The 25,641-nt window shown below is 63.8% G+C and carries 26 protein-coding genes and 1 tRNA gene; 11 read left to right on the plus strand and 16 right to left on the minus strand.

The window, feature by feature from the left end; translation table 11 throughout:
- Nucleotides 1-11: 11 nt before the first annotated feature.
- The 14 genes from nuoF to EL249_RS10735 form a co-directional block, all read right to left on the minus strand.
- Nucleotides 12-1,361 carry an NADH-quinone oxidoreductase subunit NuoF gene (gene nuoF / locus EL249_RS10670; RefSeq protein ID WP_005672479.1) on the minus strand — a complete coding sequence of 450 codons (1,350 nt, stop codon included), beginning with the start codon at nt 1,359-1,361 and terminating at the stop codon, nt 12-14.
- A gap of 2 nt (nt 1,362-1,363) precedes the next feature.
- Nucleotides 1,364-1,885: an NADH-quinone oxidoreductase subunit NuoE gene (nuoE, locus tag EL249_RS10675; protein WP_005672477.1), complete on the minus strand. Its 522-nt coding sequence runs from the start codon at nt 1,883-1,885 to the stop codon at nt 1,364-1,366.
- Nucleotides 1,882-3,141: an NADH-quinone oxidoreductase subunit D gene (locus EL249_RS10680; RefSeq protein ID WP_005672475.1), complete on the minus strand. Its 1,260-nt coding sequence runs from the start codon at nt 3,139-3,141 to the stop codon at nt 1,882-1,884. Before EL249_RS10680 ends, nuoE begins: the two co-directional genes overlap by 4 nt.
- A 7-nt stretch (nt 3,142-3,148) precedes the next feature.
- Nucleotides 3,149-3,757 carry an NADH-quinone oxidoreductase subunit C gene (locus EL249_RS10685; RefSeq protein ID WP_005672473.1) on the minus strand — a complete coding sequence of 203 codons (609 nt, stop codon included), beginning with the start codon at nt 3,755-3,757 and terminating at the stop codon, nt 3,149-3,151.
- A 2-nt stretch (nt 3,758-3,759) separates the two neighbouring features.
- A complete protein-coding gene (locus EL249_RS10690) occupies nt 3,760-4,239 on the minus strand; it encodes a NuoB/complex I 20 kDa subunit family protein (RefSeq protein ID WP_005672471.1) in 480 nt (159 codons plus the stop codon).
- A gap of 135 nt (nt 4,240-4,374) precedes the next feature.
- Nucleotides 4,375-4,734, minus strand: a complete 360-nt coding sequence (locus EL249_RS10695) for an NADH-quinone oxidoreductase subunit A (protein WP_005672467.1) — start codon at nt 4,732-4,734, stop codon at nt 4,375-4,377.
- A 91-nt stretch (nt 4,735-4,825) separates the two neighbouring features.
- Nucleotides 4,826-4,910, minus strand: a tRNA-Leu gene (locus tag EL249_RS10700).
- A 237-nt stretch (nt 4,911-5,147) separates the two neighbouring features.
- Nucleotides 5,148-5,600 carry a preprotein translocase subunit SecG gene (gene secG / locus EL249_RS10705; RefSeq protein WP_005672465.1) on the minus strand — a complete coding sequence of 151 codons (453 nt, stop codon included), beginning with the start codon at nt 5,598-5,600 and terminating at the stop codon, nt 5,148-5,150.
- A gap of 8 nt (nt 5,601-5,608) precedes the next feature.
- Nucleotides 5,609-6,403, minus strand: coding sequence for a triose-phosphate isomerase (gene tpiA, locus EL249_RS10710; protein WP_005672463.1), 795 nt, complete (start codon nt 6,401-6,403; stop codon nt 5,609-5,611).
- Nucleotides 6,404-6,687: 284 nt separating this feature from the next.
- Entirely contained in the window at nt 6,688-7,521 is an 834-nt protein-coding gene (gene pssA, locus EL249_RS10715) for a CDP-diacylglycerol--serine O-phosphatidyltransferase (RefSeq protein WP_233419737.1), read from the minus strand.
- A 104-nt stretch (nt 7,522-7,625) separates the two neighbouring features.
- The gene (locus tag EL249_RS10720) at nt 7,626-8,561 is read right to left on the minus strand and encodes a 2OG-Fe(II) oxygenase (RefSeq protein ID WP_005672457.1); all 936 of its coding nucleotides are present in this window, start codon (nt 8,559-8,561) and stop codon (nt 7,626-7,628) included.
- A 253-nt stretch (nt 8,562-8,814) separates the two neighbouring features.
- Nucleotides 8,815-9,831, minus strand: coding sequence for a ketol-acid reductoisomerase (gene ilvC / locus EL249_RS10725; protein WP_005672455.1), 1,017 nt, complete (start codon nt 9,829-9,831; stop codon nt 8,815-8,817).
- Between the two features lie 198 nt (nt 9,832-10,029).
- The gene (ilvN, locus tag EL249_RS10730; protein WP_005672453.1) at nt 10,030-10,524 is read right to left on the minus strand and encodes an acetolactate synthase small subunit; all 495 of its coding nucleotides are present in this window, start codon (nt 10,522-10,524) and stop codon (nt 10,030-10,032) included.
- Between the two features lie 16 nt (nt 10,525-10,540).
- On the minus strand, nt 10,541-12,262 hold the full coding sequence (locus EL249_RS10735) for an acetolactate synthase 3 catalytic subunit (RefSeq protein WP_005672451.1): 1,722 nt from the start codon (nt 12,260-12,262) through the stop codon (nt 10,541-10,543).
- Between the two features lie 275 nt (nt 12,263-12,537).
- Between EL249_RS10735 and EL249_RS10740 the strand changes: the two genes are divergently transcribed.
- From EL249_RS10740 to EL249_RS10755, 4 genes are read left to right on the plus strand one after another with little or no spacing between them, the layout of a single operon-like run.
- The gene (locus EL249_RS10740) at nt 12,538-13,113 is read left to right on the plus strand and encodes an RNA polymerase sigma factor (protein ID WP_005672448.1); all 576 of its coding nucleotides are present in this window, start codon (nt 12,538-12,540) and stop codon (nt 13,111-13,113) included.
- Nucleotides 13,110-13,544, plus strand: a complete 435-nt coding sequence (locus EL249_RS10745; protein WP_005672446.1) for a DUF3619 family protein — start codon at nt 13,110-13,112, stop codon at nt 13,542-13,544. The genes EL249_RS10740 and EL249_RS10745 overlap by 4 nt, the downstream gene beginning before the upstream one ends.
- Before the next feature lie 8 nt (nt 13,545-13,552).
- Complete coding sequence (locus EL249_RS10750) at nt 13,553-14,698, plus strand: DUF3106 domain-containing protein (RefSeq protein WP_005672443.1); 1,146 nt, start codon at nt 13,553-13,555, stop codon at nt 14,696-14,698.
- 36 nt (nt 14,699-14,734) lie between these two features.
- On the plus strand, nt 14,735-15,295 hold the full coding sequence (locus EL249_RS10755) for an RDD family protein (protein WP_169311651.1): 561 nt from the start codon (nt 14,735-14,737) through the stop codon (nt 15,293-15,295).
- A 15-nt stretch (nt 15,296-15,310) separates the two neighbouring features.
- Here the strand turns inward: EL249_RS10755 and EL249_RS10760 are convergent, their stop codons facing one another.
- Nucleotides 15,311-17,578: an Orn/Lys/Arg family decarboxylase gene (locus EL249_RS10760; protein WP_040529651.1), complete on the minus strand. Its 2,268-nt coding sequence runs from the start codon at nt 17,576-17,578 to the stop codon at nt 15,311-15,313.
- Nucleotides 17,579-17,829: 251 nt separating this feature from the next.
- Here EL249_RS10760 and EL249_RS13240 point away from each other — a divergent pair, with 251 nt between their 5' ends.
- The 5 genes from EL249_RS13240 (at nt 17,830) to EL249_RS10780 (ending at nt 21,184) form a co-directional block, all read left to right on the plus strand.
- Nucleotides 17,830-18,003: a hypothetical protein gene (locus tag EL249_RS13240; protein ID WP_005672440.1), complete on the plus strand. Its 174-nt coding sequence runs from the start codon at nt 17,830-17,832 to the stop codon at nt 18,001-18,003.
- 39 nt (nt 18,004-18,042) lie between these two features.
- Nucleotides 18,043-18,951 carry a 5'-nucleotidase gene (locus EL249_RS10765; RefSeq protein WP_005672439.1) on the plus strand — a complete coding sequence of 303 codons (909 nt, stop codon included), beginning with the start codon at nt 18,043-18,045 and terminating at the stop codon, nt 18,949-18,951.
- A gap of 30 nt (nt 18,952-18,981) precedes the next feature.
- The gene (locus EL249_RS10770; protein ID WP_005672438.1) at nt 18,982-19,644 is read left to right on the plus strand and encodes a uridine kinase family protein; all 663 of its coding nucleotides are present in this window, start codon (nt 18,982-18,984) and stop codon (nt 19,642-19,644) included.
- 445 nt (nt 19,645-20,089) lie between these two features.
- On the plus strand, nt 20,090-20,308 hold the full coding sequence (locus EL249_RS10775; protein ID WP_126348215.1) for a hypothetical protein: 219 nt from the start codon (nt 20,090-20,092) through the stop codon (nt 20,306-20,308).
- A gap of 24 nt (nt 20,309-20,332) precedes the next feature.
- A complete protein-coding gene (locus EL249_RS10780; protein WP_005672436.1) occupies nt 20,333-21,184 on the plus strand; it encodes a hypothetical protein in 852 nt (283 codons plus the stop codon).
- Nucleotides 21,185-21,193: 9 nt separating this feature from the next.
- On the opposite strand, the gene EL249_RS10785 is transcribed toward EL249_RS10780, so the two are convergent.
- Entirely contained in the window at nt 21,194-22,342 is a 1,149-nt protein-coding gene (locus tag EL249_RS10785; RefSeq protein WP_126348217.1) for a hypothetical protein, read from the minus strand.
- 226 nt (nt 22,343-22,568) lie between these two features.
- Here EL249_RS10785 and EL249_RS10790 point away from each other — a divergent pair, with 226 nt between their 5' ends.
- The gene (locus EL249_RS10790) at nt 22,569-23,405 is read left to right on the plus strand and encodes a YggS family pyridoxal phosphate-dependent enzyme (RefSeq protein ID WP_005672435.1); all 837 of its coding nucleotides are present in this window, start codon (nt 22,569-22,571) and stop codon (nt 23,403-23,405) included.
- A gap of 164 nt (nt 23,406-23,569) precedes the next feature.
- The gene (locus EL249_RS10795; protein WP_040530583.1) at nt 23,570-25,609 is read left to right on the plus strand and encodes an OPT family oligopeptide transporter; all 2,040 of its coding nucleotides are present in this window, start codon (nt 23,570-23,572) and stop codon (nt 25,607-25,609) included.
- Nucleotides 25,610-25,641 lie beyond the last annotated feature (32 nt).

Below are 25,641 nucleotides of genomic sequence, written 5' to 3' on the forward strand. Positions count from 1 at the left end.
TCAGATTCAGCTCAAAGGGAGGTCGGCACAAGACAGGTCTTGTGTTCGACGTGATGAACGAATTCATCACGGTAGTGCTTGATGAAGCCCCGCACCGGCATGGCGGCCGCGTCACCCAGCGCGCAGATCGTGCGCCCCTGGATGTTGCCGGCCACGCGATCGAGCTCGTCGATGTCCTCGGGACGGCCCTGACCGTGCTCGATGCGGTGCACGAGGCGGTACAGCCAGCCGGTGCCCTCACGGCACGGCGTGCACTGGCCACAGCTCTCGTGCGAGTAGAAGTACGACAGCCGCTCCAGGCTGCGCACCGGGCAGCGGGTCTCGTCCATGACGATGACGGCGCCGGACCCCAGCATGGAGCCGGCCTTGGCAATGGCGTCATAGTCCATTGTCAGGTCCATCATCATGTGGCCGGGAATGACCGGGGCCGACGAACCGCCGGGGATGACCATCTTCAGCTTGCGGCCATAACGCACCCCGCCCGCCAGTTCCAGCAGCTTGGCAAAGGGCGTGCCCAGCGGAACCTCATAGTTGCCGGGACGCTCGACGTCGCCACCGACCGAAAAGATCTTGGTGCCGCCGTTGTTGGGCTTGCCGGCTTCCAGGAAGGCCTGGCCGCCATTGCGGATGATCCAGGGCACCGCCGAGAAGGTCTCGGTGTTGTTGATGGTGGTGGGCTTGCCGTACAGGCCGAAGCTGGCCGGGAATGGCGGCTTGAAGCGCGGCTGGCCCTTCTTGCCTTCCAGCGACTCCAGCAGCGCGGTTTCTTCGCCGCAGATGTAGGCGCCGAAACCGTGGTGGGCATTCAGGTTGAACGAGAAGTCAGTCCCGAGGATGCGATCCCCCAGATAGCCGGCAGCGCGTGCCTGCGCCAGCGCCTCCTCGAAGCGCTCGTAGATGCGGAAGATCTCGCCGTGAATGTAGTTGTAGCCCGCGCTGATGCCCATCGCGTAGGCAGCGATCGTCATGCCCTCGATGACGATGTGCGGGTTGTAGCGCAGGATGTCGCGGTCCTTGAAGGTGCCCGGCTCGCCCTCGTCCGAGTTGCAGACGAGGTACTTCTGGCCCGGGAACTGCCGCGGCATGAAACTCCATTTCAGGCCGGTGGGAAAGCCCGCGCCACCCCGGCCCCGCAGTCCGGAGGCCTTCACTTCGGCGATGACTTCCTCGGGCGTCATCGGCTGCTTGCCGTCTGCCCCCAGCAGGACACGCTTGAGTGCCTGATAGCCACCGCGCGCCTCGTACTGCTCAAGCGTCCAGCCGTCGGCCGAGGTCAGCCCCGCGAAGATCTGCGGGTTGATGTGCCGCCCATGGAAGCACGTCTCCTGGACACGGGCGTCAATCTGCAGGTTCCTGTCCATGGTCAGTGACGCTCCTTGTTCCTCAGTTCATCGATCAGCGCATCAAGCTTCGCGTTGTCCATGAAGCTCTCGACCCGCTTGTCGTTGATCAGGCAGATCGGGGCATCGGCGCACGAACCCAGGCACTCGGTCTCGATCAGCGTGAAGCGCCCGTCGGGCGTGGTCTCGCCGAAGTCGATGCCCAGCTTCTGCTTCAGGTACTCGCCGGCCTTGTCACCCTCGCGCAGCGCGCACGGCAGACAGGTACAGACGCCGATCTTCCAGGTGCCAACCTCTTCGAGGTTGTACATGTTGTAGAAGGTGGCGACCTCGTAGACCGCGATGGGCGGCATGGAGAGGTAGTCAGCCACGTCCTCAATGACGGCGGGCGACACCCAGCCCACTTCGTCCTGGGCGATGGTGAGCGCACCCATCACCGCCGACTGTTTCTGGTCCGCCGGGTACTTGGCGATCTCGCGGTCGATGAGCTGGTAGGCCTGGGCCGACAGCAGACGTTTGACCGGAATGGCTTTGGTGGCCGTCATCGATCGATCTCTCCGAAAACGATGTCCTGGCTGCCGATGAGGGTGACGACGTCAGCCAGCATGTGACCGCGCGACATCTCGTCCAGCGCCTGCAGGTGCACGAAGCCGGGCGGACGGATCTTCATGCGGTAGGGTTTGTTGGCGCCGTCGGACACCAGGTAGATGCCGAACTCGCCCTTCGGATGCTCCACCGCCGCGTAGGCCTCGCCCTCGGGCACGTGCATGCCTTCGGTGAAGTACTTGAAGTGGTGGATCAGCTCTTCCATGTTGCTCTTCATGGCAACACGCTTGGGCGGGGCCACCTTGTAGTCGTCGATCATGATGGGGCCCGGGTTGGCCCGCAGCCACTCGACGCACTGGCGGATGATCCGGTTGCTCTGGCGCATCTCGTTGACGCGCACCAGGTAGCGGTCGTAGGAATCGCCGTTTACGCCCACCGGGATGTCGAAATCGACCTTGTCGTAGACGGCATAGGGCTGGAACTTGCGAAGATCCCAGACCACGCCCGAACCCCGCAGCATCGGGCCGGTGAGACCCAGCGCCTTGGCACGCTCGGGTTCGACCACGCCGATGCCCACCAGACGCTGCTTCCAGATCCGGTTGTCGGTGAGCAGCGTCTCGTACTCGTCCACGCAGGTGGGGAACACGTCGGTGAAGGATTCGATGAAGTCCAGCAGCGACCCCTGGCGATCAAGGTTCAGCGCCTTGGCGCGGCTCTCGGAGATGCCCCCCTTGCCGCCTGCCTTGTACTTGGCCATGGTGCCCGGCAAGTCGCCGTCCACACCGCCGGGACGGTAGTAGGCCGCGTGCATCCGTGCGCCCGAGACTGCCTCGTAGCAGTCGAAGAGCGCCTCGCGCTCACGGAAGGCGTAGAGGATGACGGCCATGGCACCCACGTCCAGCGCATGCGAGCCGATCCACATCAGGTGGTTCAGGATGCGGGTGATCTCGTCGAACATCACGCGGATGTAGCGCGCGCGGATGGGCGCCTCGATGCCCAGCATCTTCTCGACGGCCAGCACGTAGGCGTGCTCGTTGCACATCATGGACACGTAGTCGAGACGGTCCATGTAGGGCAGTGTCTGCAGGTAGGTGCGCTGCTCGGCCAGCTTCTCGGTGGCCCGGTGCAGCAGGCCGATGTGCGGGTCGGCACGCTGCACGACCTCGCCGTCCATTTCCAGCACCAGGCGCAGCACGCCGTGGGCCGCCGGGTGCTGCGGCCCGAAGTTCAGGGTGTAGTTCTTGATCTCGGCCATGTTCGTCTCACTGCTCGTTGCGCGTGGTACCGCCTGCGTACTGGGCTTCGCGGACGACGCGCGGCACGTTCTCGCGCGGCTCGATGGTGACGGGCTGGTAGACGACGCGGCGCTGCTTCTCGTCGTAGCGCATCTCGGTGTAGCCCGAGATGGGGAAATCCTTGCGGAACGGGTGACCGATGAAACCGTAGTCGGTCAGGATGCGGCGCAGATCTGGGTGGCCGGAGAAGACGATGCCGAAGAGGTCGAACGCTTCGCGCTCGAACCAGTTGGCACAGGGCCACAGGTCGGTGACAGTCTCGACCATCGGCGCCTCATCGTCCATACAGAACGAACGCAGTCGCACGCGATGGTTGTGCCGGATGCTGAGCAGCTGCATCACCACGGCGAAGCGCGGGGCATCCCATTCGGCATTGCCGTAGGTGGAATAGTCAATGCCACAGAGGTCGATCATCACCTCGAAGCCCAGACGCGGGTCATCGCGCAGGCGCTCGCAGACGATGTGATGGCAGTCGCCGCTGATCTCGATCGTGACCTCGCCGAGGGCGGTGGACAGGCCCAGGATGCGCTCACCGAGAGCGTCCTGAAGGGCAGCAACCAGGGTTTCGGTACTCATGATCAGCGACGCGCAATGGTGTTGGTTTCACGGATCTTGCGCTGCAGCTGGATGATGCCGTAGATCAGCGCCTCGGCCGTGGGCGGACAGCCCGGCACGTAGATGTCGACGGGCACGATGCGATCACAGCCCCGCACGACCGAGTAGGAATAGTGGTAGTAGCCGCCCCCGTTGGCACAGGAGCCCATGGAGATGACCCAACGCGGCTCGGGCATCTGGTCATAGACCTTGCGCAGGGCCGGCGCCATCTTGTTGCACAGCGTGCCGGCCACGATCATGACGTCCGAATGACGGGGACTGGGCCGGAAGATGACACCGAAACGGTCCAGGTCGTAACGCGAAACGCCGGCGTGAATCATCTCGACGGCACAACAGGCCAGGCCGAAGGTCATGGCCCACAGCGAGCCCGTACGGGTCCAGTTGATCAGCTTGTCGACATTGGTGGTGACGAAGCCTTCGTTCAGTACGCCTTCGATGCTCATGGGCCTACTCAGGGGAAAATGGACGGTTGACCAGACGGATGCTCGGCAGGAATGGTCAGCGAAACGGCAGCCATGTCGGGATGAGCCACGGCGGCCCCGGACACAGCAGGAAAGACAGCGGCACGCAGCAGCCGGTCACTCCCAGTCAAGCGCGCCCTTGCCCCATTCGTAAATGAAGCCGATGACGAGAATGCCGAGAAAGACCATCATCGACATGAAGCCGATGAAACCGATGGTGCCCAGAGAGACCGCCCACGGGAACAGGAAGGCGATCTCCAGGTCAAAGAGAATGAAGAGAATGGCGACCAGGTAGTAGCGGATGTCAACCTGCATCCGGGCGTCACCAAATGCCTCGAAACCGCATTCGTAGGCAGAGAGCTTTTCAGGATCGGGGCGGGAGGGACCGAGCAGCTTGCCGATCACCATGGGGCCGATACCAACGAGGGAGCCAACAAACAGAAAAAGAAGGACCGGTAGATAGTTGTTCAAATCCATGACATATCCTCTCGGACCGATAATGTTGGCAAGCCCTATAAATGAACCGGCAGGCGTTCTACAGAACATCTGCCGGACCATAGAGTGATTCTGGTGCCGACGGCGAGACTCGAACTCGCACAGCTTTCGCCACTACCCCCTCAAGATAGCGTGTCTACCAATTTCACCACGTCGGCAATCGGGTCATTCTACTTAGATTCTACAGGGCGTCCAAAGGACGCTGCGGAATCCGGCTGCATCCATGTCTCCTTGCTGGACCGGGGCTATATTACCTCAATCCGGCCGGCATGGGTGCTGCGACATCCAACATGATGCCTGAGCGAAACCCTGCCTGCCTTGACCCAAATCAGTTGCAGCCTGATTTGATGGATTCTACATGAACGATCGGATGATCAATCCGATCGTTCGAGCACTTATTGTTGCTTGCCAGCCGGTGCCTGGGCACCCTCTGCCGACTTTTCTGCAACACCGGCCGGGCCTTCCGGCACGGCATTGCCCTGTTGCGCAGGTGCCGCAGCGGGCTGTTCACCCGGCAGCGTGGGCACCGACGACGAAGCCGGCGCCGGCACGTCGACACCTTCCATCACGCTGCTGCCACCGCTGGTGGAGCGAGCGTGCTGGCCACCCGGGTGAGCCAGGAAGGCCAGCGCCAGCGTGCTGGCGAAGAAGACCGTGGCGCAGATGCCCGTCATGCGCGACAGGAAGTTGGCCGAGCCGCTGGCCCCGAACAGGCTGCCCGAGGAGCCGGACCCGAAGGCCGCTCCCATGTCGGCGCCCTTGCCGTGTTGCAGCAATACCAGCAGCACGACACCCAGCGCCGAGACAATCAGCAGGACCAGCGCGATCGTATGAAAGAGATTACCCATCGAGTGGCTCAAGCTCCGAGGCTGTCGACGGCCGCCTTGGCGATGCCGACGAATTCATTGGCAACCAGCGACGCGCCACCCACCAGACCGCCATCGACATCCGGCTGCGAGAAGAGCTCGGGTGCGTTGGCCGCCTTGACGGAGCCGCCGTAGAGGATGCGGACGGAAGGTGCGGCTGCATAGCCGCTGGAGGCGAGGCGGTCACGCAGGAAGGCGTGCACGGCCTGGGCCTGTTCAGGCGTGGCGGTGAGGCCGGTACCGATGGCCCAGACAGGCTCATAGGCCAGCACGAAGGCCGAGGCCGGGTGACGCTCGATCACCGGCAGGACGGCGTCAAGCTGTCGTGCCAGCACCACTTCGGTGTCACCGGTCTTGCGCTCTTCGAGCGTCTCGCCGATGCAGATGACGGGGATGAGGCCGGCGTCCAGCGCAACCTGCGTCTTGGCGGCGACGATCTCGTCGGTCTCGCCATAGAGCGAGCGACGCTCGGAGTGGCCAACCAGTACCCAGCGCACTTTCAGATCCACCAGCATGCCCGAGGAGACTTCGCCGGTATAGGCGCCATCCTGCTGGGCCGAGAGATTCTGGGCGCCGAAGGTGATGTTGCTGTCGGCCAGCTGCGAGGCCGTCTGCGACAGGTAGGGGAACGGGGGGCAGACAGCGACGTCGATGGTATCGAAGCCGGCCACGGCGGGCTTGAGTGCCGACAGCAGGGCCTCGTTGTTGGCCTGCCTGCCATTCATTTTCCAGTTGCCCATCACCAGGGGGCGACGTTTGCCTTGGGTATTCGTGGAGTCTGGCATGGATGTACCGTATCAGAAGAGGATGACAGCCTTGCCGCACGCAGTCTGCACGCGGGCAGGCAGGGACCCGGACGGGCCGGGCATCAAGTCGATTCTATCGCCCCGCAAAAAGCAGGGTCAAACAAGACCCTGCCTTCTTCTTCGCCTTGCAACGGGCGTCAAAGGCTCCAAAGACATGTCATGCGGGCATCCGGCACGCGAGACAGCGGGTATCCATCGCCTGCGGCTCACCCCTGCTGCAGGCTGCCCGGGTCTCGGGCAGCCTCGTCAGACGTGTGCCAGGGTCAGTTTCCGCCCTGCCCGCCCGTCAGGCCGGCGGCCTTGCGCCGACGGCGCTTCAGGTAACGCAGTACCTGAGTGACGTGACCCGAGATCCCGTAGCCCATGAAGATCAGGAACAGGATGCCGGGCGGATCGGAAGACACCAGCACCAGCGCCAGCATGAGCAGGATGAGGACGACGAAGGGAACGCTGCGCCGCAGGTTGAAGTCCTTGAAGGAGTAGAACGGCGAGTTGGAGACCATCGTCAGGCCGGCATAGACGGTGATGACCCAGGCCAGTCCGCCCAGTTCGCCCCCGGTGGCCGTGATCAGCCGCGAGTCATGCCAGTCGGTGGCCAGCCAGACCAGGCCCGCCACCAGCGCGGCCGCTGCAGGACTGGGCAGCCCCTGGAAGTAGCGCTTGTCGACGACCTGGATATTGGTGTTGAAACGCGCCAGTCGCAGGGCGGCGCCCGCCACGTAGATGAAGGCAGCCAGCCACCCCCATTTGCCCATGCCGGTGAGCGCCCAGGAGTAGATGACCAGCGCCGGCGCCGCGCCGAACGAGATCATGTCGGCCAGCGAGTCGTACTGTTCGCCGAAGGTGCTCTGGCTGTTGGTGAGCCGGGCCACGCGTCCATCGAGGCTGTCGAGGAACATGGCCAGGAAGATGGCAATGGCAGCCCACTGGAATTCACCGTTCATGGCCATGACGATGGCATAGAAACCGGCAAACAGGTTGCCGGTGGTGAAGGCGTTGGGCAGCAGGTAGATGGCTCGCCGATGGCGTACGGCCGGGTGGGCAGCGTCATCCACCATGCCTGCGGGCTGGATGTCCTCTTCGGGCGGAGGCAGCATGTCCGGCGGCTGCACGGGCATCTCGACCGCCGTGAAGTGTCGACGCAACCGGACACGCCGGGCATTCAGGGGGCGGATCTTGCCCCGGGGGGAACGGGCACTCTTCACTGCTCGTAGGGCCGCTCGCGCAGCCATTTGGTCATGATCCACTTGTCGCCGCGGATCACAGGCATGCCGGCGTGCAGGCATCGATAGTCGAGCTGCCCGTCGGCGTTCTGGTATTCGAAGTACACGGCCGACCCCTTGATGGGCTTGGCCGAGAAACCGATGTCGGGGAAGGCTGTTTCACCCCCTTCCGGCACGTCATTCAGATACATCACCACGGTGCCGATGCGCTGGCCACCGACGCGGGTGAGCACGGCCGAGCCCGGATCCTTCGGCTCGAAGAAGTCCTGGTGGGCCTTGTATTCGCCCCCCGGGCCGTAGTGCAGGATCTGCAACGGCTCGCCCCGGTTGACGGGCAGATCAACCAGCGCGGACAGGCGGGCCTCGATGCGCCGGACCAGTTCGTTCTCACCACGCTCGAAATGGCTGCCTTCGCTCTTGCGGACGCTGCTCTCGTAGCTGCCGCCGCTTTCGCGGTCCACAACCTGCGAGGTCTTCATCTTGCCGCGCGACAGGCGGATCACCTCGTCGCACTCCTCGTCGGACAGAAGCCCCCGGATGACGGCGATGTTGGGATTGGACATCACGGCCGCCAGTTCCACCTCACGGTCGGCCACCGTGAAGCGCGGCAGCTGCGAGATGAGGCGGATGGGCGAGGCCTGGTAGCGCTGTCTGCGCGCCCCCTGCAGGCCGGCCGCTGCGCGCTCGTCCTCGGGCAGGTCCTGCACGCGCTCACCAATGCCACCGATGATCTCGATGGCGTGGCGGGCGAAGACCGGATCGAAGCCGTTCTCGACCATGATCCGCTGCATGTCGGCCCGCTCGCAGCCGCGCAGCACGTTGGTGGTGATCCAGTCCTGCCAGCTGGCAGGCAGGTGCGTATGGCCGCCCGCAGTGGCGCTGGCGCCCGATGGGGAGATCGTGTTCTGGCTCATGGTCCTGATTAGAGCGCCGGATGTCCGACGATGCAAGCCGCAGCCGCCCGGTGGCCACGACGCCGAGGGCCTGCCGCCACTCCTTGGCGGGAGCCGGGCGGCGGAATGAAATGCGACAGAGCCTCTTTCCGGGATGATCCTGGAAAGAGGCTCTGCCGGTGGTCCGAGACCCCACCGGGGCCAGCCCTGCCCGCTGCGCGGAGCGCATACCGGGCAAGAGCTGCCAGCGGGGCCATCGGAAAGGGGTCGATGCTCAGTTCTTCGAGCGGTCGACCAGCTTGTTGGCCTTGATCCACGGCATCATCGCGCGCAGCTGCTCGCCCACCACCTCGATCGGGTGCTCGGCGTTCAGACGACGGCGCGACTCCAGCACCGGACCACCGGCGCGGGTTTCCAGGATGAAGGACTTGGCGTATTCGCCGGTCTGGATGTCCTTCAGCACCCGGGCCATCTCGGCCTTGGTCTCGTCGGTGATGACGCGCGGGCCGGTGACGTACTCGCCATACTCCGCGTTGTTGGAGATGGAGTAGTTCATGTTGGCGATGCCGCCCTCGTAGATCAGGTCCACGATCAGCTTCATCTCATGCAGGCACTCGAAGTAGGCCATTTCGGGGGCATAACCGGCCTTGGTCAGCGTCTCGAAGCCTGCCTTGATCAGCTCGACCACGCCACCACACAGCACGGCCTGCTCGCCGAACAGGTCGGTCTCGGTCTCTTCGCGGAAGTTGGTCTCGATGATGCCGGCACGGCCACCACCGATGGCAGCGGCATACGACAGCGCCAGGTCACGGGCAGCGCCGGACTTGTCCTGGTGGACGGCGATCAGCATGGGCACGCCGCCACCGGCCGCGTAGGTGCCGCGGACCGTGTGGCCAGGAGCCTTGGGCGCCACCATCACCACGTCCAGGTCGGCACGCGGCTGCACCTGGCCATAGTGGACGTTGAAGCCGTGCGCGAACGCCAGCACGGCACCTTGCTTCAGGTTCGGCTCGATATCGGCCTTGTAGGCGGCGGCAATGTGCTCGTCCGGCATCAGGATCATCACGAAGTCGGCGCCCTTGACGGCATCAGCCACCGAAGCCACCTTCAGGCCGGCCGCACGGGCCTTGCCATCGGACGGGCCACCAACGCGCACGCCCACCGTCACGTCCACACCCGAATCCTTCAGGTTGAGCGCATGGGCATGACCCTGCGAGCCGTAGCCGATGATGGCGACCTTCTTGCTCTTGATCAGCTTGAGGTCGGTGTCCTTATCGTAGAAAACTTTCATGGGAATGGAAATCCTTGGTCGGTGGATTCCGGCCGCCACGCGGGCCCAAGGGCCCGGCCACGGCCAGGAAAATCAAAAAAACGTCACTTGCGACAGAGTGTAAACCGTCCCCGGGAGCCCCCGGGTGACCCACCCCACCGCAGACAGGGGGAAGTGCGGGGCGCGCAGGACACTGCCCGTGCGCCCCTGTTGCGGGGTCTACAGCTTCAGTACCCGCTCGCCGCGGGCGATGCCGCAGCTGCCGGTACGGACGGTCTCCAGGATCACCGCCTCGCCCAGCGCGGCCAGGAAGCCGTCAAGCTTGGACGAGTCGCCCGTCAGCTCGATGGTGTAGGCCTTGTCGGTCACGTCGATGATGTGGCCGCGGAAGATGTCGGCCATCCGCTTCATCTCGTCGCGGTCCTTGCTGGCCACCGCACGGACCTTGACCATCATCAGCTCGCGCTCGATGTGCGGCGCCTCGGTCAGCTCCAGCACCTTCACCACATCGATGAGGCGGTTCAGGTGCTTGGTGATCTGCTCCAGCGTGTCGTGCGAGGCGCTGGAGACGATGGTCATCCGCGACAGCGAGGCGTCCTCGGTGGGCGCCACGGTGAGCGACTCGATGTTGTAACCCCGGGCCGAGAACAGCCCGACCACGCGCGAGAGTGCCCCCGGCTCGTTTTCCAGCAGCACGGAAATGATGTGTTTCATGTCGGCTCCTGTCCTGTCAGAGGTCTTCTGCGCCCAGCAGCATTTCGGTCAGGCCCTTGCCGCCCTGAACCATCGGCCAGACGTTCTCGGTGGGATCGATCACGAAGTCGATGAACACCGTGCGGTCCTTGTACTTGCCGAAGGCATCGCGCAGCGCCCCTTCCACATCCTCGGGCCGCTCGACGCGGATGCCGACGTGGCCATAGGCCTCGGCCAGCCTCACGAAATCGGGCAGCGCTTGCAGGTACGACTGGGAATAGCGCCCCTCGTACTCGATCTGCTGCCACTGCCGCACCATGCCCAGCGAACCGTTGTTCAGGTTGATGATCTTGACCGGCAGGTTGTACTGCGTGCAGGTGGAGAGCTCCTGGATGCACATCTGGATGGAGCCTTCACCGGTGATGCAGGCCACCGGCACGCCGGGGTTGGCCAGCGCGGCACCCATGGCGTACGGCAGCCCCACGCCCATCGTGCCCAGACCACCGGAATTGACCCAGCGACGCGGCTTGTCGAAGCGGTAGTACTGCGCCGCGAACATCTGGTGCTGCCCCACATCGGAGGTGATGATGGCGTCTCCGTGCGTGACCTGGCAGAGCTTCTCGACCACGAACTGAGGCTTGATCTTCGGGCTTTCGCGGTCGTAGGCCAGGCAGTCCCGCTTGCGCCACTCGTTGATCTGCGCCCACCAGCTCTGCAGTGCCTTGCTGTTGGTGCCGGCGCCCGCGCTGAACGAGGCTTCCAGCAGGTCCAGCAGCGAGGTCATGCACTCGCCCACGTCCCCCACGATGGGCACGTCGACCTTGACGCGCTTGGAGATGGACGACGGATCGATGTCGATGTGGATGATCTTGCGCGAGATCTGCGCGAAGTGCTTCGGATTGCCGATGACGCGGTCATCGAAGCGGGCACCGATGGCCACCAGCACGTCGCAGTGGTGCATCGTCATGTTGGCTTCATAAGTGCCGTGCATGCCGGGCATGCCGATCCACTTGGAATCGCTGGAACGGTAGGCCCCCAGGCCCATGAGCGTGGTGGTGCACGGGAAGCCCAGCTGGTCGACCAGCTCGTTCAGCACCTTGGAGGCATTGCCCAGGATGACGCCGCCGCCCACGTAGATGAGCGGGCGCTCGGCCGCCAGGATGAGCTGCATGGCCTTCTTGAGCTGTCCCTGGTGCCCCTTGACCACGGGGTTGTAGGAGCGCATGGCCACGGTCTTGGGGTAGGAGAAGCCGCAGCGGTCGCGCGAGACATCCTTCGGGATGTCGATGAGCACCGGACCGGGCCGGCCGGTGCAGGCAATGTGGAAGGCCTTCTTGAAGGTGGCTGCCAGGTCGCGCACGTCCTTGACCAGGAAGTTGTGCTTGACGCAGGGCCGGGTGATGCCCACCGCGTCGCATTCCTGGAAGGCGTCCTCACCAATGGCATTGGTGGGCACCTGACCGCTGATGATCACCATCGGCACCGAATCCATGTAGGCCGTGGCGATGCCGGTGACAGCGTTGGTGACGCCGGGACCGGAGGTCACCAGACAGACACCGACTTCCTGGGTGGTGCGGGCGTAGGCATCGGCCGCGTGGACGGCAGCCTGCTCATGGCGCACCAGGATGTGCTGGATATTGCGGTTGGGATACAGTGCGTCGTAGAGATAGAGAACGGCGCCCCCCGGATAACCGAAGATGTGCTTGACGCCCTCTTCCTCCAGACAACGGATGGCGATTTCCGCGCCGGTAAGTTCCATTTTTGTTTGCTCCTCGCTCAGATTGCCCCACCGTCCGCCGGCCCCGGTTCGGCACATGCCTCCGCCCCGAGACAGACCCTGACAACGGCAGGTTCCCTGTTCCGGGAAGACCCCGATGGATCCTCCCTGACCCGCCCGACCGCCAGCGGGCACATGACGCCCGGCGATCCGACCAGTCCCTGCAGCACCCCAGCGCCTTGTGGGCAGCCGGCATGGCAGCATGCACGCGGCCCGGCAGGGTCGCACGCATCCCGGCATGCTACCATCAACAGCCTATGGCGACCCGACCGGAAATATCGGAATTTCTCGCCTCGGTCGAGCGCCGGGCCTTCAAGCAGGTGGTCTACACCGTGCGCGACGACGACATTGCGCTGGACATTGTCCAGGACGCCATGCTCAAGCTCGTCGAAAAGTATTCCGACCGCCCCGTGGCCGAACTGGCCCCCCTCTTCCAGCGCATCCTCCAGAACGCCACCCACGACCACTTCCGTCGCCAGAAGGTGCGGCGCACCTGGGTCAGCCTGTTCTCGTCCCTGCCTGGCGTCGGCAGCCAGGACGGCGACGAGGATGTCGATCCCCTGGAGAGCCTGCTGGCCAACGCCGACGACCGCCGTACCGAGGACGCCTCCGATGAAGCCAGCCGCGCCCAGACCCTGCGCCTGATCGAGGCCGAGATCGAGCGCCTGCCCCGCCGTCAACGCGAAGCGTTCATCCTGCGTTACTGGGAGGAGATGGATGTGGCCGAGACGGCGCGGACCATGGGCTGCTCGGAAGGCAGCGTGAAGACGCACTGTTCCCGGGCCATCCACACCCTGTCGCAAGCTCTGCGCGCCAAAGGCATTACCTTATGACCCCCCACCAGGACCAGATGGCACGGCGCCTGTGCCAGTTGCTCGATTCCGCTGCAGACGACCTCTCGCCGCGCATCCAGTCACGCCTGGCGGCGGCGCGCGGCCAGGCACTCGCCCGCCTGGACGAGATCACCCGCGAAACCGGCCGCGCCGGACGCAGCCGGGGACGTTTCCTCGACTTCTGGCGCACGCCCTGGCAGGCACCGGCCTGGTCACGGCTGGCGCTCACCGCCATCCCGGCCATCCTGCTGGCCTTGGCCGCCCTGGCTGGCAGCCTCTTCACCCAGGAGCGCACCGTCATCCAGCAGGCCGACGCCTACACCGAGATGCTGACCGCCGACGTGCCGCTGTCGGCCTACACCGACAACGGCTTTGCCGCCCACCTGCAGGGCGGCATGATGCGCACCTCCGCATCGGCACGCGACCGCTGAGGCCCTCCATGCGTCAGAGCGTGCCCGTTCGTCCCGCCCTGCTTTCCCTGGCCACCGGGGCCGCCTTCGTGCTGGCCACGCCAGCCGTCGCCTCCCAGGGACAGCAGACGCAGATTCCCCCTGCGTCTGCCCAGCGGCAGCCGGCCCCCGACCTGCTGGCCTTGCCACGCATCGACATCCCGCTTCCCGAGCACCGGCCCGGCGACGACACCGTGCAGCTGGCCGCCGGCGAGGTCCTGTCGCTGGAGCTGCCCATCGCCATCACCGCGCTGTTCGAGCCTGGCTGGGAAGATCTGGACGAGACCCAGCAGGAGATCCTCGCGCCGTTCGCCCCCGAATGGAACACCTGGCCCGTGGCCGAGAAGCGTTCATGGATGGCCTTTGCCGACCGGATGCAGCAACTGCCCGAGGCTCAGCGCCAGCGCGCCCGCCGCCGCATCCTCGAATGGGCCAACATGTCGCCCGAAGAGCGTCGCATCGCCCGGCTCAACCACCAGAACGCCCGCCGGCGCCCCATGCCCGAGCGCGTGAAGGAGTGGGAACGCTACCAGAGCTTCAGCTACGCCGAACGCGAGCGGCTGCGCCATTCCGAGCAGGCCCACGACATCGCCGCGGCCCAGCGCGCACGCGCCGGCGGCATGCCGCCCCCTCCGGGACACATGCCTCCGCCGCAGGGCGAGGACATGCTGGTCATCATCGTGAATCCGGAGTCCACACGCTCCGTGCTGATGCCCCCGCCGCCACCGGACCCATCATCCCCCCAACAGATGAGCGTGCCCGGCCCCGACATTCCCCCAGGTGCCCTGCCCGGCGTGCCCAACGGCGCCCCCGAGGCGCTCTTCGTCGAGAAGCAGCCCCACGGTCCGGACATCAGCCGACCGGCCTCCACTGGCGGTTCGCTGTCAGCGCCCCAGCAGAGCGTTCCACAGACAGGTGCTCCCGACCTCCCCTTTGGCGCGCTGGAAGGCCGCCCACCCCTGAGCCCGGACCCGCGTGACAGCCGCCCGGGCTGGCACGACCATGACATCGGTGGCGGTCACGCCGACAGTACCGACAGCAACGGGCCAGGCGACGGCGACAACGGGCCGGCTGGTGGCCATGGTGGCCCGGGCGGTGAGGGTCCGGGTGGCGGTGTCCCGGGCGGGCCGCACTGAAGTATGCTTGGCGGCCCGTCATGCGATCATTCCCCCATGCCTGACCATACCTCCGCCCCGACCTCCCCCGTCCCCACGCCAGCCCTGCCCGCCTCGCCGTGGCGGCGCTTCATGTCGTGCGTCTACGATGGCATCGTCCTGTTCGGCGTGCTGTTCTTCTTCGGCTACGCCTTCTCGGCGCTGGCCCAGTTCCACGGCGAATCGGGGCTGGCGCGCACGCTCTTCCAGCTCTACCTGTTCTGCCTGCTGGGCGCGTACTTCGGCTGGTTCTGGAGCAACGGCCGCTGGAGCCTTCCCATGAAGACCATCGGCGTGAAGGTGGTCCGCGACGATGGCACCCAGGGCCCGGTCAGCCTGCCCCGCGCCCTGTGGCGCTACACGGTGGCCTCGATCTTCTTCTGGGGTGGACTGGCCCTGGTCTGGACGGCAGGCTCGGCCTTCACGGCCGTCCTGTGGGCGCTGCTCTGGCTGCTGCCCTTTGGCTGGTCCCTCTTCGATCGCCGCCGCCGCACCCTCTATGACGTGCTGGCCGGCACCGTGCTGGTACGGCACGATGCCATGGCCGGCCGGCGCGGACAGAAGCCCGCGCCCCGCTGAACCGCCCCGAGGGCTTCAGCCCTCCTTCGGTTCGTGCGCCCGGTCCACGCAATCCACGTAGTACCCGATGCGTCCCTCGGCGTCCTTCTCGGCCACCAGACCATGCACGTCGGTGTGGAAGCCCGGGAACTGCTCGTTGAATTCGCGCACGAACTTCAGGTACTCGACGATGGTGCGGTTGAAGCGCTCGCCGGGAATCAGCAGCGGGATGCCCGGCGGGTACGGCGTGACCAGCATCGTGGTAATGCGGCCTTCCAGCTCGTCCACGGGCACCCGATCAACCTTGCGGTGCGTCAGGCACTCGTAGGCATCCGACGGCTTCATCACCGGCATCATGTCCGACAGGTACATGTCAGTGGTCACCCGTGCCACATCGTACCGGCGGTAGGCATCATGCACCCGGGTGGACAGGTCGCGCAGGCCCATGCGGTCGTACATCGGGTAGGCCTTCACGAAATCGGGCATCACCCGCCACAGCGGCTGGTTCTCGTCGTAGTCGGCCTTGAACTGCTGCAGCTCGGTCACCAGCGTGTTCCAGCGACCCTTGGTGATGCCGATGGTGAACATCACGAAGAACGAATAGAGCCCGGTCTTCTCCACCACCACGCCGTGCTCGGCCAGGTACTTGGTGACGACCGCCGCCGGGATGCCGGTATCGGCAAACTCGCCCTCCATGTCCAGCCCCGGGGTGATGATGGTGGCCTTGATCGGGTCCAGCATGTTGAAGCCGGGCTCGACGGGGCCGAAGCCGTGCCACTTCTCGTCGGCATGCAGCATCCATTCTTCCTGGCGCAGCGCCTTGCCACTGCTGAGGCTGTCCGGCCCCCAGACCCGGAACCACCACGAACCGTCATATTCCTGCTCGACCTTGCGCATGGCCCGGCGGAAGTCGCGCGCTTCCTGCAGCGACTCCTGCACCAATGCCGTGCCGCCCGGGGCCTCCATCATCGACGCCGCCACGTCGCACGAAGCGATGATGGCGTACTGCGGCGACGTGGACGTGTGCATCAGGTAGCTTTCGTTGAAGCGGTAGCGATCCAGCTTGCGGGTCTGCGACTCCTGCACCAGGATCTGTGACGCCTGCGACAGCCCGGCCAGCAGCTTGTGGGTGGACTGGGTGGCGAACACCATCGCATGCGTGGAGCGCGGCCGATCCCGACCGATGGCATGCATCTCGTGGTAGATGGGGTGGAAGGTGGCATGCGGCAGCCAGGCCTCGTCGAAGTGCAGGTTCTCCACGTAGTCCTGCAGCTCGGCCTTGATCATCTCCACGTTGTAAAGAATGCCGTCATAGGTCGACTGGGTGATGGTCATCACTCGCGGCCGGACCGACTTGTCCTTGATGAGCGGGTTGGCCTCGATCTTTCCGGCAATGCTCTCGCGGCTGAACTCCTGCAGCGGAATGGGACCGATGATGCCCAGGTGGTTGCGTGTGGGCTGCAGGAAGATCGGAATCGTGCCGCTCATCATGATGGCGTGCAGGATGCTCTTGTGGCAGTTGCGGTCCACCAGCACCACGTCGTCGCTGGCCACCTCGGAATGCCAGACGATCTTGTTGGACGTGGATGTGCCGTTGGTGACGAAGAACAGGTGATCGGCATTGAAGATGCGCGCCGCATTGGTCTCGGATGCTGCTACCGGACCCGTGTGGTCCAACAGCTGCCCCAGCTCGTCGACCGAGTTGCAGACATCGGCGCGCAGCATGTTCTCGCCGAAGAACTGGTGGAACATCTGCCCCACCGGACTCTTCAGGAAGGCCACCCCGCCCGAGTGCCCCGGGCAGTGCCACGAATACGACCCATCATTGGCGTAGTGCACCAGTGCCTTGAAGAACGGGGGCGCCAACGAGTTCAGGTAGTTCGTGGCCTCGCGGATGATGTAGCGCGCCACGAACTCGGGCGTGTCCTCGAACATGTGGATGAAGCCGTGCAGCTCCTTCAGGATCTCGTTCGGGATGTGCTGCGAGGTGCGCGTCTCGCCGAACAGGAAGATCGGGATGTCGGCATTGCGGCGGCGCGTCTCGCGGATGAAGGCCCGCAGGTCCTGAATGGCCACGCTCTCGGGCCCTTCCTCGTTGATCTCCTCATCATCAATGGAGACGATGAAGGCCGATGCCCGCGCAGCCTGATTGGCCACCATCGCCACGTCGTAGTAGGTGAAGCCCCCCACCACCTCGGTGCCCTGGTCCTCGATGGCCTTGGCCAGTGCCCGGATACCCAGGCCACTGGCGGAATCGGCGCGCCAGTCTTCATCGATGATGACGATGGGAAAACGGAATTTCATGGATAGCCTGCTGGTCTGGAAGGGTCTGAGAAAGAAGCCGGGCATGCAGCATCCGGGTTGTGCGGATGCGCCGCATGGCTGGGCGGCCATGACTGCTTCCGATGATACCCCCTGACCCCGGCGCATCCGGCCATTGCGCCCTCCGAGCGTCTGCACGTCAGCTACAGACAACAGGCGGTCAGGTTGACCTTGTCGCACCCGGAAGGCATCCTGCAGGTTCCATCCTCTGTCCCCCAAGGCCCGCTTATCCCATGCCGCCCCTGTCCTGCCTCCTGGAAAGCCTCTTTTCCGCCGGTGCCGAATCGGTTGCCGAAGCGGCCGTCCAGATCGCTGGCGAGGCCGCCGTGGAGGCAGTCACCGGCAAGAACGACCATTCGGCAGACGACTCTGCCCCCACGGACACCCAGGTGAACGTCGACGCCTGAGCCGGCCACGCCTCTTCTTCCACCTGAACGACGCATTCCATGCACCCGCCCCCCGTCAAGCTCATCGTCGCCATTGCCTCCCGCGCCCTCTTCGACTTCGAGGAAGAGAACCGACTGTTCGAGGCTGGTGACGACCGCGCCTACATGGCACGCCAGCTGGAGCTGCTGGACCTGCCCGCCAAGGGCGGCGTGGCCATGCCGCTGGTGAAGAAGCTGCTGGCCTTCAACGACGAGACCGAGCGGCGCGTCGATGTGGTCCTGCTCTCACGCAACGACCCCACCAGCGGCATGCGTGCCTTCCGCTCGGCTCACCATCACGGTGTGCCACTGGAACGGGGCGTCTTCACGCGCGGTCGGCCTCCCTATGCGTACCTGAAGCCGCTGGGTGCCCACCTCTTCCTGTCGGCCAACGCCGACGACGTGCGGGCCGCGCTGGAAGCCGGCTTTCCGGCCGCGCGCGTCTATCCGCAGTCGCCCCAGCGGGCAGAATCCCACCCCGACGAAGTGCGCATCGCCTTCGACGGCGACGCCGTGCTGTTCTCCGACGAAGCCGAGCAGGTCTATGCCAACCAGGGCCTGTCGGCCTTCCAGGACCACGAGGCAAGCCGCGCCACCACGCCGCTACCTCCCGGCCCCTTCAAGCCGCTGCTGGAAGCGCTCTACCGCCTGCGCCAGGCCGCACCCCCGCACATGCGTATCCGAACGGCCCTGGTGACGGCCCGCAGCGCCCCGGCGCATGAACGCGCCATCCGCACGCTGATGGACTGGAAAGTGGAGGTGGACGAGGCCTTCTTCCTGGGCGGTCTGGACAAGGGCCCCTTCCTGCGCGAATTCGAGCCCGACTTCTTCTTCGACGACCAGACTGGACACTGCGAATCGGCCCACAGCGCACAAGCCCCCACGGGGCACGTCATCAGCGGGATTCGCAACCACAAGGACAGGGGCTGACGTATCCTATGGTGGGGAAAAGAGGCGGCCATGACAGAAAGCAACCACCACGACATCCCCGCCCGTCCCCTGGGGGTGGCACCACCGATCCAGCTTCAGCCGGAGGAACCGGCGGTGACAGCCTGGCAGGCCTCGCCCAGGACAGCATTCGTCGACCACCTCATGGCACGGGCGGGAACCCATGCGGGCCGACCGGCCATCATCGCCATCGACGGACGTAGCGGATCAGGCAAGACCACCCTCACCGCCGCCCTGGCCTCTGTGGTGCCAGGTGCACAGGTCCTCCACCTGGATGACCTGATCTGGAACGAGCCCCTCTATCAATGGGATCAACAGCTGGTTGCTGCACTTTCCGAGCTGCACACAACCGGCGCCCTGGACCTGATTCCCCATCCGTGGCGGGAACATGGGCGCGAAGGCTCGATCCGCATCACGGCAGGCGCACCGCTGGTCATCGTCGAGGGAACCGGTGCTGGCCTGCAGGCCATCCGCGGGCTCATCGACCTGCATGTCTGGGTCCAGACCGGCGACGACGTGACCGAACATCGGGACATCAGCCGCGATATTGCCGAAGGCACCAACGGCAATGCCGAAGAATCGGTACGCTTCTGGCACGCCTGGATGGCGGCAGAACGCCCCTTCTTTGCAGCCGACCGCCCTTGGGAGCGCGCCGACATGATCGTGTCTGGATAGGCTCAACCGGGGCTGTGCCACAACGAGATCGCCTGGAGCGAGGCCGCTGCGTGCCCAGTGACGCCCCGCGTATCACCGGGCCAAACCGATCCAAAAGCGGACAGCCCCAAGAGATCGGCTAACGAGTGGCACCTGCTCGCGTGACGTGTTCAGGGGCCCCTAGGGCTGAACCTGGGCCTCTGAGTCGGCCTCCGCTTTCCCACGAAGCCGGGGCCGGGTATGTCGTTCTCGATGACTGTGAACAGGCCTGGGTAGAACTTCAGGCCTTCCACTTGGTTTTCGGGAAGTGCCTGTCTCGCATCCGGATGTACCGTCGATGCCGTAGATGCCCTGCCAAATAGCCGGGTTTCCGGACAATCCATCCGACAGCGCTCCCCATGACAAGGCATCATCCTGTATAATGGAGTGTGTGTCGTTATGCCCGCCCCGGTTGGAGAGCATACGGATGGTCGCTTTCATCAAGAAGATCCTCAACGAGCGCAAACAGGAACGTCAGGCGGAACAGGACCGGCGACAGGAGCTCATTGAGCTGGTCAACAACAGCTACAAGAGCCTGCGTGTGGTAGGCCGCGGCACCGTGCGCATTGATCCCCGCGAGGTTGCAGAATCACCCGAGTTCCAGCGTGCCCGCCGGCTGGCGGCAGAAATCGTCAACGCCCGGTAACTCCTCCACGCCAAGGGGCCGAGCGTGTTTGCCCTGCTCATCATTCCCGTTCTGGTGGCCGGCTTCCTGGCGTGCCACATCCATCCAGTCCATTCCTACAAGCTGCACCGCTACGAAGGGCAATATCTTTACCTGAAAAGTGCCGAACTAGGCTTGGCATGTCTTGCACTGGCCGGCATGCTGGCCATGCTCGGGCACTGGCTACTACCCAGTGAGCTGGCAGTCGGCCACTGGCATATCGGTCTGGAATGGCCATCTGCCTTGGCTGAAATGCTGCAGAACAGCGCAGGCATGGAGCGAAGCAGCGGGCTGCAGGCAAGCTGGCTGATCCTGCTGTCAGGCATGACCTGTCTTTCAGCCTGGCTGTTGAAGGTGCTGGGCCATCTGCATCTCTGCCTGCGTTTCCGTACTTGGGACACGCACATATTCATCATCCAGGATATTCTGGAAGACAGCCCCTTGGACGACCTGTTGTTCCGCCTGTCCTTGCAGCAAGACAAATACGCCATGCTGATGATGGACGACCGCAAGGTCTATGTTGGCAAGATCATCAGCCTTGGCGAGCCCTCCGAAACCGCCGGCATGGATCAAGACATCTCGATCATGCCGCTGATGAGCGGCTACCGTGACAAGGACACCCTGCGTGTCAACTTCACGACCGATTATGCTCAGGTTGGCGCCAACATCTATGTGTCCCTGCGTCAGGAACAGATCGTCTCGGCCACGGAATTCAACTTCGAGGCCTATCAGACCTGGCAAAGAGACCGAGAAGCAGAAAAAAAGGTCGAGCCTCGCCAATCGATACGGCAGGCAAGTCGGGGCGCAGCGCCAGTCTGGATAAGGCGGCCGCATCCAAGCCGCAGCCGTGCCTCATAAAAGCAAATCTCAACCATTGGCGGCGTTGGGAGCCTTCCCGACATTATTGCCGGCCTTGCTCATCGGACAATCCCCCATGCCGGATACTAGAGACCTTGGGACGAAGTAGAACTGACGCTTCGACACACCTTTGATCTTCACGACATACGAGTCGCCTAGATCATTCTCGACATAAACAGGGATACTATGCCCCGCCCCAACATCGCCCACCTCTCGCGCATTGACATCATCGAGAACTTTCAAACCATCCGGAATACTTCCGGACCACGACATGACAGAGCACCCTATCGTTCCTGCAGCGGAAACACGCAAAATACGCTGAACAACCCACGCCCCAGCGGGAAAATAGATCGCACCAAATAAAACAGCAGAACAGACAAAGCCAAAAGCCAACTTCACACCCCCACTAAAACCAAGCAACGAAGAGCCACCAGAATAAACGGAAGCGGCGACAAACAAAACAACAACAAATCCTGTTGTGGAAAATATAAATAATGACTTCAGATAATCCAATTTGGTACCATCAAAACCAACGGCGCCAGTCTTCATCAAAAACGAAGCTACCGCCACATTTACAAATGCCTGAATAAAAAGAATCACGGATAAAAACAAAAATCCGTAGAACTCGATCGACGAGTTGTGCAAAAAAATAAAACGCGCAAAAACAGAAGAAATAATGGATGAAAAAACAAAACAGAAAACAATCTCCCAACCGCTAAAGTTGCGACAAACAGCCAAAATTAAAACTAGCACTAGAATAAGCGCATTCAAACCGAAAGTCACTGCAAAACACAAAATTACTTTTCTTCCTTCATATCCACTCGCCCTTCTTGCCGCACTGAAAACAAATGCACCGCAAACGATCCCGTTGCATACAACAACGTAAGTTATCAACGAAACAACGATCAACACGAAAGAAAAAAGAACAGATATTTTTAGCACAAGTGGCGTCGATGATAAATTTAGTGGCAAATTGCTATTCATCATATACCCAAACACATACAACATCGTAATAACAAAAACACCCAGAGCAAACTCAGCACTATATTTGCGAACCCAATGAATCGGTGCTTTAATTTCTTGAATAGACCCCAGAAAACTCCGCTCGCTTAAGGACCCATCTTGAACAAACAATTTATTTTCTTGTCGGCTACTCATGGCATTCTCCAGAAATGCAAATACATAAATCTGTCTAATCATTGTAGTCGACCCCCTCTCTATGGTGATGAGGTTGTCAGGGAATTCCACTCCCTATCTATCACCTTCCACGCTCGACCGTTTCCCACCGAACCCATCAAGCCCCATCCCGCATTGAGAGATAGAATTACACAATCAGCCATGTCTTCCCTTCTGTTGGATGCCCCCTACTGCCTCTGGTTCCGTCATGAACGAGCTTTCTTCCAACCCCCCCCCTTCCCCCACCCAGACCGCCCACGACCAGCATGGCCAGTACCCGCAGGCCACCACCGTGGACGACTTCCGGCACAACCTGGCTGCGGTGCATGCCCGCATCGAGGCAGCCTGCCAGCGCGTCGGGCGTGATCCGGCCACGGTGCGACTCCTGCCGGTCAGCAAGACCAAGGGCGAGGATGCGATCCGGGCAGCCTATGCGGCCGGCTGCCGCTTTCTGGGCGAGAACAAGGTGCAGGAAGCCTATGGCAAGTGGCAGGCCATGCAGGATCTCACCGATCTGAAGTGGTCGGTCATCGGACATCTGCAGACCAACAAGGCCAAGGTGGTGGCGCGCTTTGCAGCCGAGTTCCAGGCACTGGACAGCCTGCGAGTGGCCGAAGCCCTGGACAAGCGGCTGCAGGCCGAGGGGCGGTCGCTGGATGTGTTCGTGCAGGTCAACACCTCGGGCGAGCCCAGCAAGTTCGGGCTGTCGCCCGAGGATGTGCCGGCCTTCGTGCAGGCGCTGCCTGGCTTCTCGGCGCTGCGCGTGCGCGGGCTGATGACACTGGCGCTCTTTTCCAGCGAGGCCGAGCGGGTGCGGCAGTGCTTCATCCTGCTGCGCTCGCTGCGTGACCGGCTGCGCCAGGAGGCTCCGGCCGGCCTGTCCTTCGACGAGCTGTCGATGGGCATGTCGGGCGACTACGAGATCGCCATCGAGGAAGGCGCAACGGTGGTGCGCGTGGGCCAGGCCATCTTCGGTGCCCGGGCACTGCCCGACAGCCACTACTGGCCTGGCGTCGCCGGCACCGACGACACAACACAGGGCTGAGCGGATCGCAGGGCCTGCACTTCAGGGAGGCCCCGATCTGTCAGCCCGGACCGGATGCAGCCCGCATCCGGAAGATTCCAGCAAAGCCGATTCATTCCGGAAATACATGCCGCCGGCCCGCATTGGCGATGGCATCCAAGATCGACAACAAAGGAGAACCAACGATGTCCGCCGCTTCTGCCGCCCCAGCCAGTCCGGACCCCTATGCCAATTACCGCGAGCTGACGCTGCGCGGCATGGTGCTGGGCGCACTGATCACGGTCGTGTTCACGGCCTCCAACGTCTACCTGGGCCTGAAAGTGGGCCTGACCTTCGCCTCGTCCATCCCGGCCGCGGTGATCTCGATGGCGCTGCTGCGCTTTGCGCGCGGCAGCAACATCCTGGAAAACAACATGGTGCAGACCCAGGCATCGGCCGCCGGCACGCTGTCCTCGGTGATCTTCATCCTGCCCGGCCTGCTGATGGCCGGCTACTGGAGCGGCTTTCCGTTCTGGCAGACGGTGCTGCTGTGCACCTCGGGCGGCATCCTGGGGGTGATCTTCACCATCCCGCTGCGCCACGCCATGGTGGTCAACAGCCCGCTGCCCTACCCCGAAGGGGTGGCGGCGGCCGAAATCCTGAAGGCCGGCAGCCAGGAACACGCCGAGGACGGTTCGGCCGACAGCGGCATCCGCGAGATCGCGCTGGGCGGCGCCATCTCGGGCCTCGTGAGCTTCTGCGCCAACGGCCTGCGCGTCATGGCCGACAGCGCCAGCTACTGGTTCAAGAGCGGCACCGCCATCTTCCAGCTGCCCATGGGCTATTCGCTGGCACTGCTGGGGGCCGGCTTCCTGGTGAACCTGGCCGGCGGCATCGCCATCCTGCTGGGCATCGCCATTGCCTGGGGCGTGCTGGTGCCCTACTTCTCGTCCGTGGCCCCGCAACCGGCCGACATGGACATGGCGTCGTATGCGCTCTCGCTTTGGAAGAACAAGGTTCGCTTCATTGGCGCCGGCACCATCGGCGTGGCCGCCATCTGGACGCTGATCACGCTGCTCAAACCCATGATGGAAGGCATGCGGCTCTCGTTCAAGGCCATGAGTGGCAAGCACGAGCAAGGCCGCAACCGCATCGAGCAGGACCTCGGCCCCAGGGCCATGATCGCCTGGTCCGTCGGCATGCTGCTGATGCTGGGCCTGGGCTTCCATCACTTCGTGGATGCCGCCTCCATCCCTGACGGCCTCGGCTGGCTGCTGGTGGTGGTGTGCACGGCACTGGCCTTCTTCATCGGCTTCCTGGTGGCGGCCGCCTGCGGTTACATGGCCGGCCTGGTGGGTTCGTCGTCCAGCCCCATCTCGGGCATCGGCATCATCTCGGTGGTCATCGTCTCGCTGGTGCTGCTGCTGATCGGCGAATCCTCCAACATGTTCGCCGACGAGGCCAACCGCCAGTTCATGGTCGCGCTGACCCTCTTCTCCGGCACGGCCGTCGTCGCGGTGGCCTCGGTCTCCAACGACAACCTGCAGGACCTGAAGACGGGCTGGCTGGTGCACGCCACGCCCTGGCGACAGCAGGTGGCGCTGATCATCGGCTGCGTGGTCGGTGCGCTGGTCATCGCCCCGGTTCTGGAAATGCTGTACCAAGCTTATGGCTTCACCGGTGCCATGCCGCGTGAAGGCATGGACGCCAGCCAGGCACTGGCTGCCCCGCAGGCCACACTGATGACCACCATCGCCAACGGCATCTTCCGCCACGACCTGCAGTGGAACTACATCTTCACCGGCATGGGCATCGGCGTGGCGCTGATCATCGTGGACGTGCTACTGCGCCGCAAACAGGGCGCAAACCTCAGCCTGCCCGCACTCGCCGTCGGCATGGGCATCTACCTGCCACCCTCCGTCAACATGCCCATCGTACTCGGCACCCTGCTGGCTGCCTGGATGCGCTGGCGCATTCGCAGCCGCCACGGCAACAACGCCGCCGGCCCGCTGAAACGCGCCGAACGCACCGGCACCCTGTTCGCCGCCGGCCTGATCGTGGGTGAAAGCCTGGTGGGCGTGCTGCTGGCCTTCATCATCGCCTTCTCCGTCACCAGCGGCGGCTCCGAAGCCCCGCTGGCCCTGAACCTGGAGAACTGGGACACCACCGCCGCTTGGCTGGGTCTGGCTGCCTTCGTCGCCGGCGCCCTGGTGCTGGCCCGGCGCGTGCTGACAGCCGCACGCTGACCGGTCTGACGGGTCTGAAGAACCTGACGGGC

The organism is Lautropia mirabilis (assembly GCF_900637555.1).
GTDB classification, from domain to species: Bacteria; Pseudomonadota; Gammaproteobacteria; order Burkholderiales; family Burkholderiaceae_E; genus Lautropia; species Lautropia mirabilis.

What these genes read in the sequence shown, in the direction of transcription:
- nuoF (WP_005672479.1), bottom strand. Translation starts at nt 1,361, where the DNA reads ATGGACAGGAACCTGCAGATTGACGCCCGTGTCCAGGAGACGTGCTTC.
- nuoE (WP_005672477.1), bottom strand. Translation starts at nt 1,885, where the DNA reads ATGACGGCCACCAAAGCCATTCCGGTCAAACGTCTGCTGTCGGCCCAG.
- EL249_RS10680 (WP_005672475.1), bottom strand. Translation starts at nt 3,141, where the DNA reads ATGGCCGAGATCAAGAACTACACCCTGAACTTCGGGCCGCAGCACCCG.
- EL249_RS10685 (WP_005672473.1), bottom strand. Translation starts at nt 3,757, where the DNA reads ATGAGTACCGAAACCCTGGTTGCTGCCCTTCAGGACGCTCTCGGTGAG.
- EL249_RS10690 (WP_005672471.1), bottom strand. Translation starts at nt 4,239, where the DNA reads ATGAGCATCGAAGGCGTACTGAACGAAGGCTTCGTCACCACCAATGTC.
- EL249_RS10695 (WP_005672467.1), bottom strand. Translation starts at nt 4,734, where the DNA reads ATGGATTTGAACAACTATCTACCGGTCCTTCTTTTTCTGTTTGTTGGC.
- secG (WP_005672465.1), bottom strand. Translation starts at nt 5,600, where the DNA reads ATGGGTAATCTCTTTCATACGATCGCGCTGGTCCTGCTGATTGTCTCG.
- tpiA (WP_005672463.1), bottom strand. Translation starts at nt 6,403, where the DNA reads ATGCCAGACTCCACGAATACCCAAGGCAAACGTCGCCCCCTGGTGATG.
- pssA (WP_233419737.1), bottom strand. Translation starts at nt 7,521, where the DNA reads ATGCTGCCTCCGCCCGAAGAGGACATCCAGCCCGCAGGCATGGTGGAT.
- EL249_RS10720 (WP_005672457.1), bottom strand. Translation starts at nt 8,561, where the DNA reads ATGAGCCAGAACACGATCTCCCCATCGGGCGCCAGCGCCACTGCGGGC.
- ilvC (WP_005672455.1), bottom strand. Translation starts at nt 9,831, where the DNA reads ATGAAAGTTTTCTACGATAAGGACACCGACCTCAAGCTGATCAAGAGC.
- ilvN (WP_005672453.1), bottom strand. Translation starts at nt 10,524, where the DNA reads ATGAAACACATCATTTCCGTGCTGCTGGAAAACGAGCCGGGGGCACTC.
- EL249_RS10735 (WP_005672451.1), bottom strand. Translation starts at nt 12,262, where the DNA reads ATGGAACTTACCGGCGCGGAAATCGCCATCCGTTGTCTGGAGGAAGAG.
- EL249_RS10740 (WP_005672448.1), top strand. Translation starts at nt 12,538, where the DNA reads ATGGCGACCCGACCGGAAATATCGGAATTTCTCGCCTCGGTCGAGCGC.
- EL249_RS10745 (WP_005672446.1), top strand. Translation starts at nt 13,110, where the DNA reads ATGACCCCCCACCAGGACCAGATGGCACGGCGCCTGTGCCAGTTGCTC.
- EL249_RS10750 (WP_005672443.1), top strand. Translation starts at nt 13,553, where the DNA reads ATGCGTCAGAGCGTGCCCGTTCGTCCCGCCCTGCTTTCCCTGGCCACC.
- EL249_RS10755 (WP_169311651.1), top strand. Translation starts at nt 14,735, where the DNA reads ATGCCTGACCATACCTCCGCCCCGACCTCCCCCGTCCCCACGCCAGCC.
- EL249_RS10760 (WP_040529651.1), bottom strand. Translation starts at nt 17,578, where the DNA reads ATGAAATTCCGTTTTCCCATCGTCATCATCGATGAAGACTGGCGCGCC.
- EL249_RS13240 (WP_005672440.1), top strand. Translation starts at nt 17,830, where the DNA reads ATGCCGCCCCTGTCCTGCCTCCTGGAAAGCCTCTTTTCCGCCGGTGCC.
- EL249_RS10765 (WP_005672439.1), top strand. Translation starts at nt 18,043, where the DNA reads ATGCACCCGCCCCCCGTCAAGCTCATCGTCGCCATTGCCTCCCGCGCC.
- EL249_RS10770 (WP_005672438.1), top strand. Translation starts at nt 18,982, where the DNA reads ATGACAGAAAGCAACCACCACGACATCCCCGCCCGTCCCCTGGGGGTG.
- EL249_RS10775 (WP_126348215.1), top strand. Translation starts at nt 20,090, where the DNA reads ATGGTCGCTTTCATCAAGAAGATCCTCAACGAGCGCAAACAGGAACGT.
- EL249_RS10785 (WP_126348217.1), bottom strand. Translation starts at nt 22,342, where the DNA reads ATGAGTAGCCGACAAGAAAATAAATTGTTTGTTCAAGATGGGTCCTTA.
- EL249_RS10790 (WP_005672435.1), top strand. Translation starts at nt 22,569, where the DNA reads ATGAACGAGCTTTCTTCCAACCCCCCCCCTTCCCCCACCCAGACCGCC.
- EL249_RS10795 (WP_040530583.1), top strand. Translation starts at nt 23,570, where the DNA reads ATGTCCGCCGCTTCTGCCGCCCCAGCCAGTCCGGACCCCTATGCCAAT.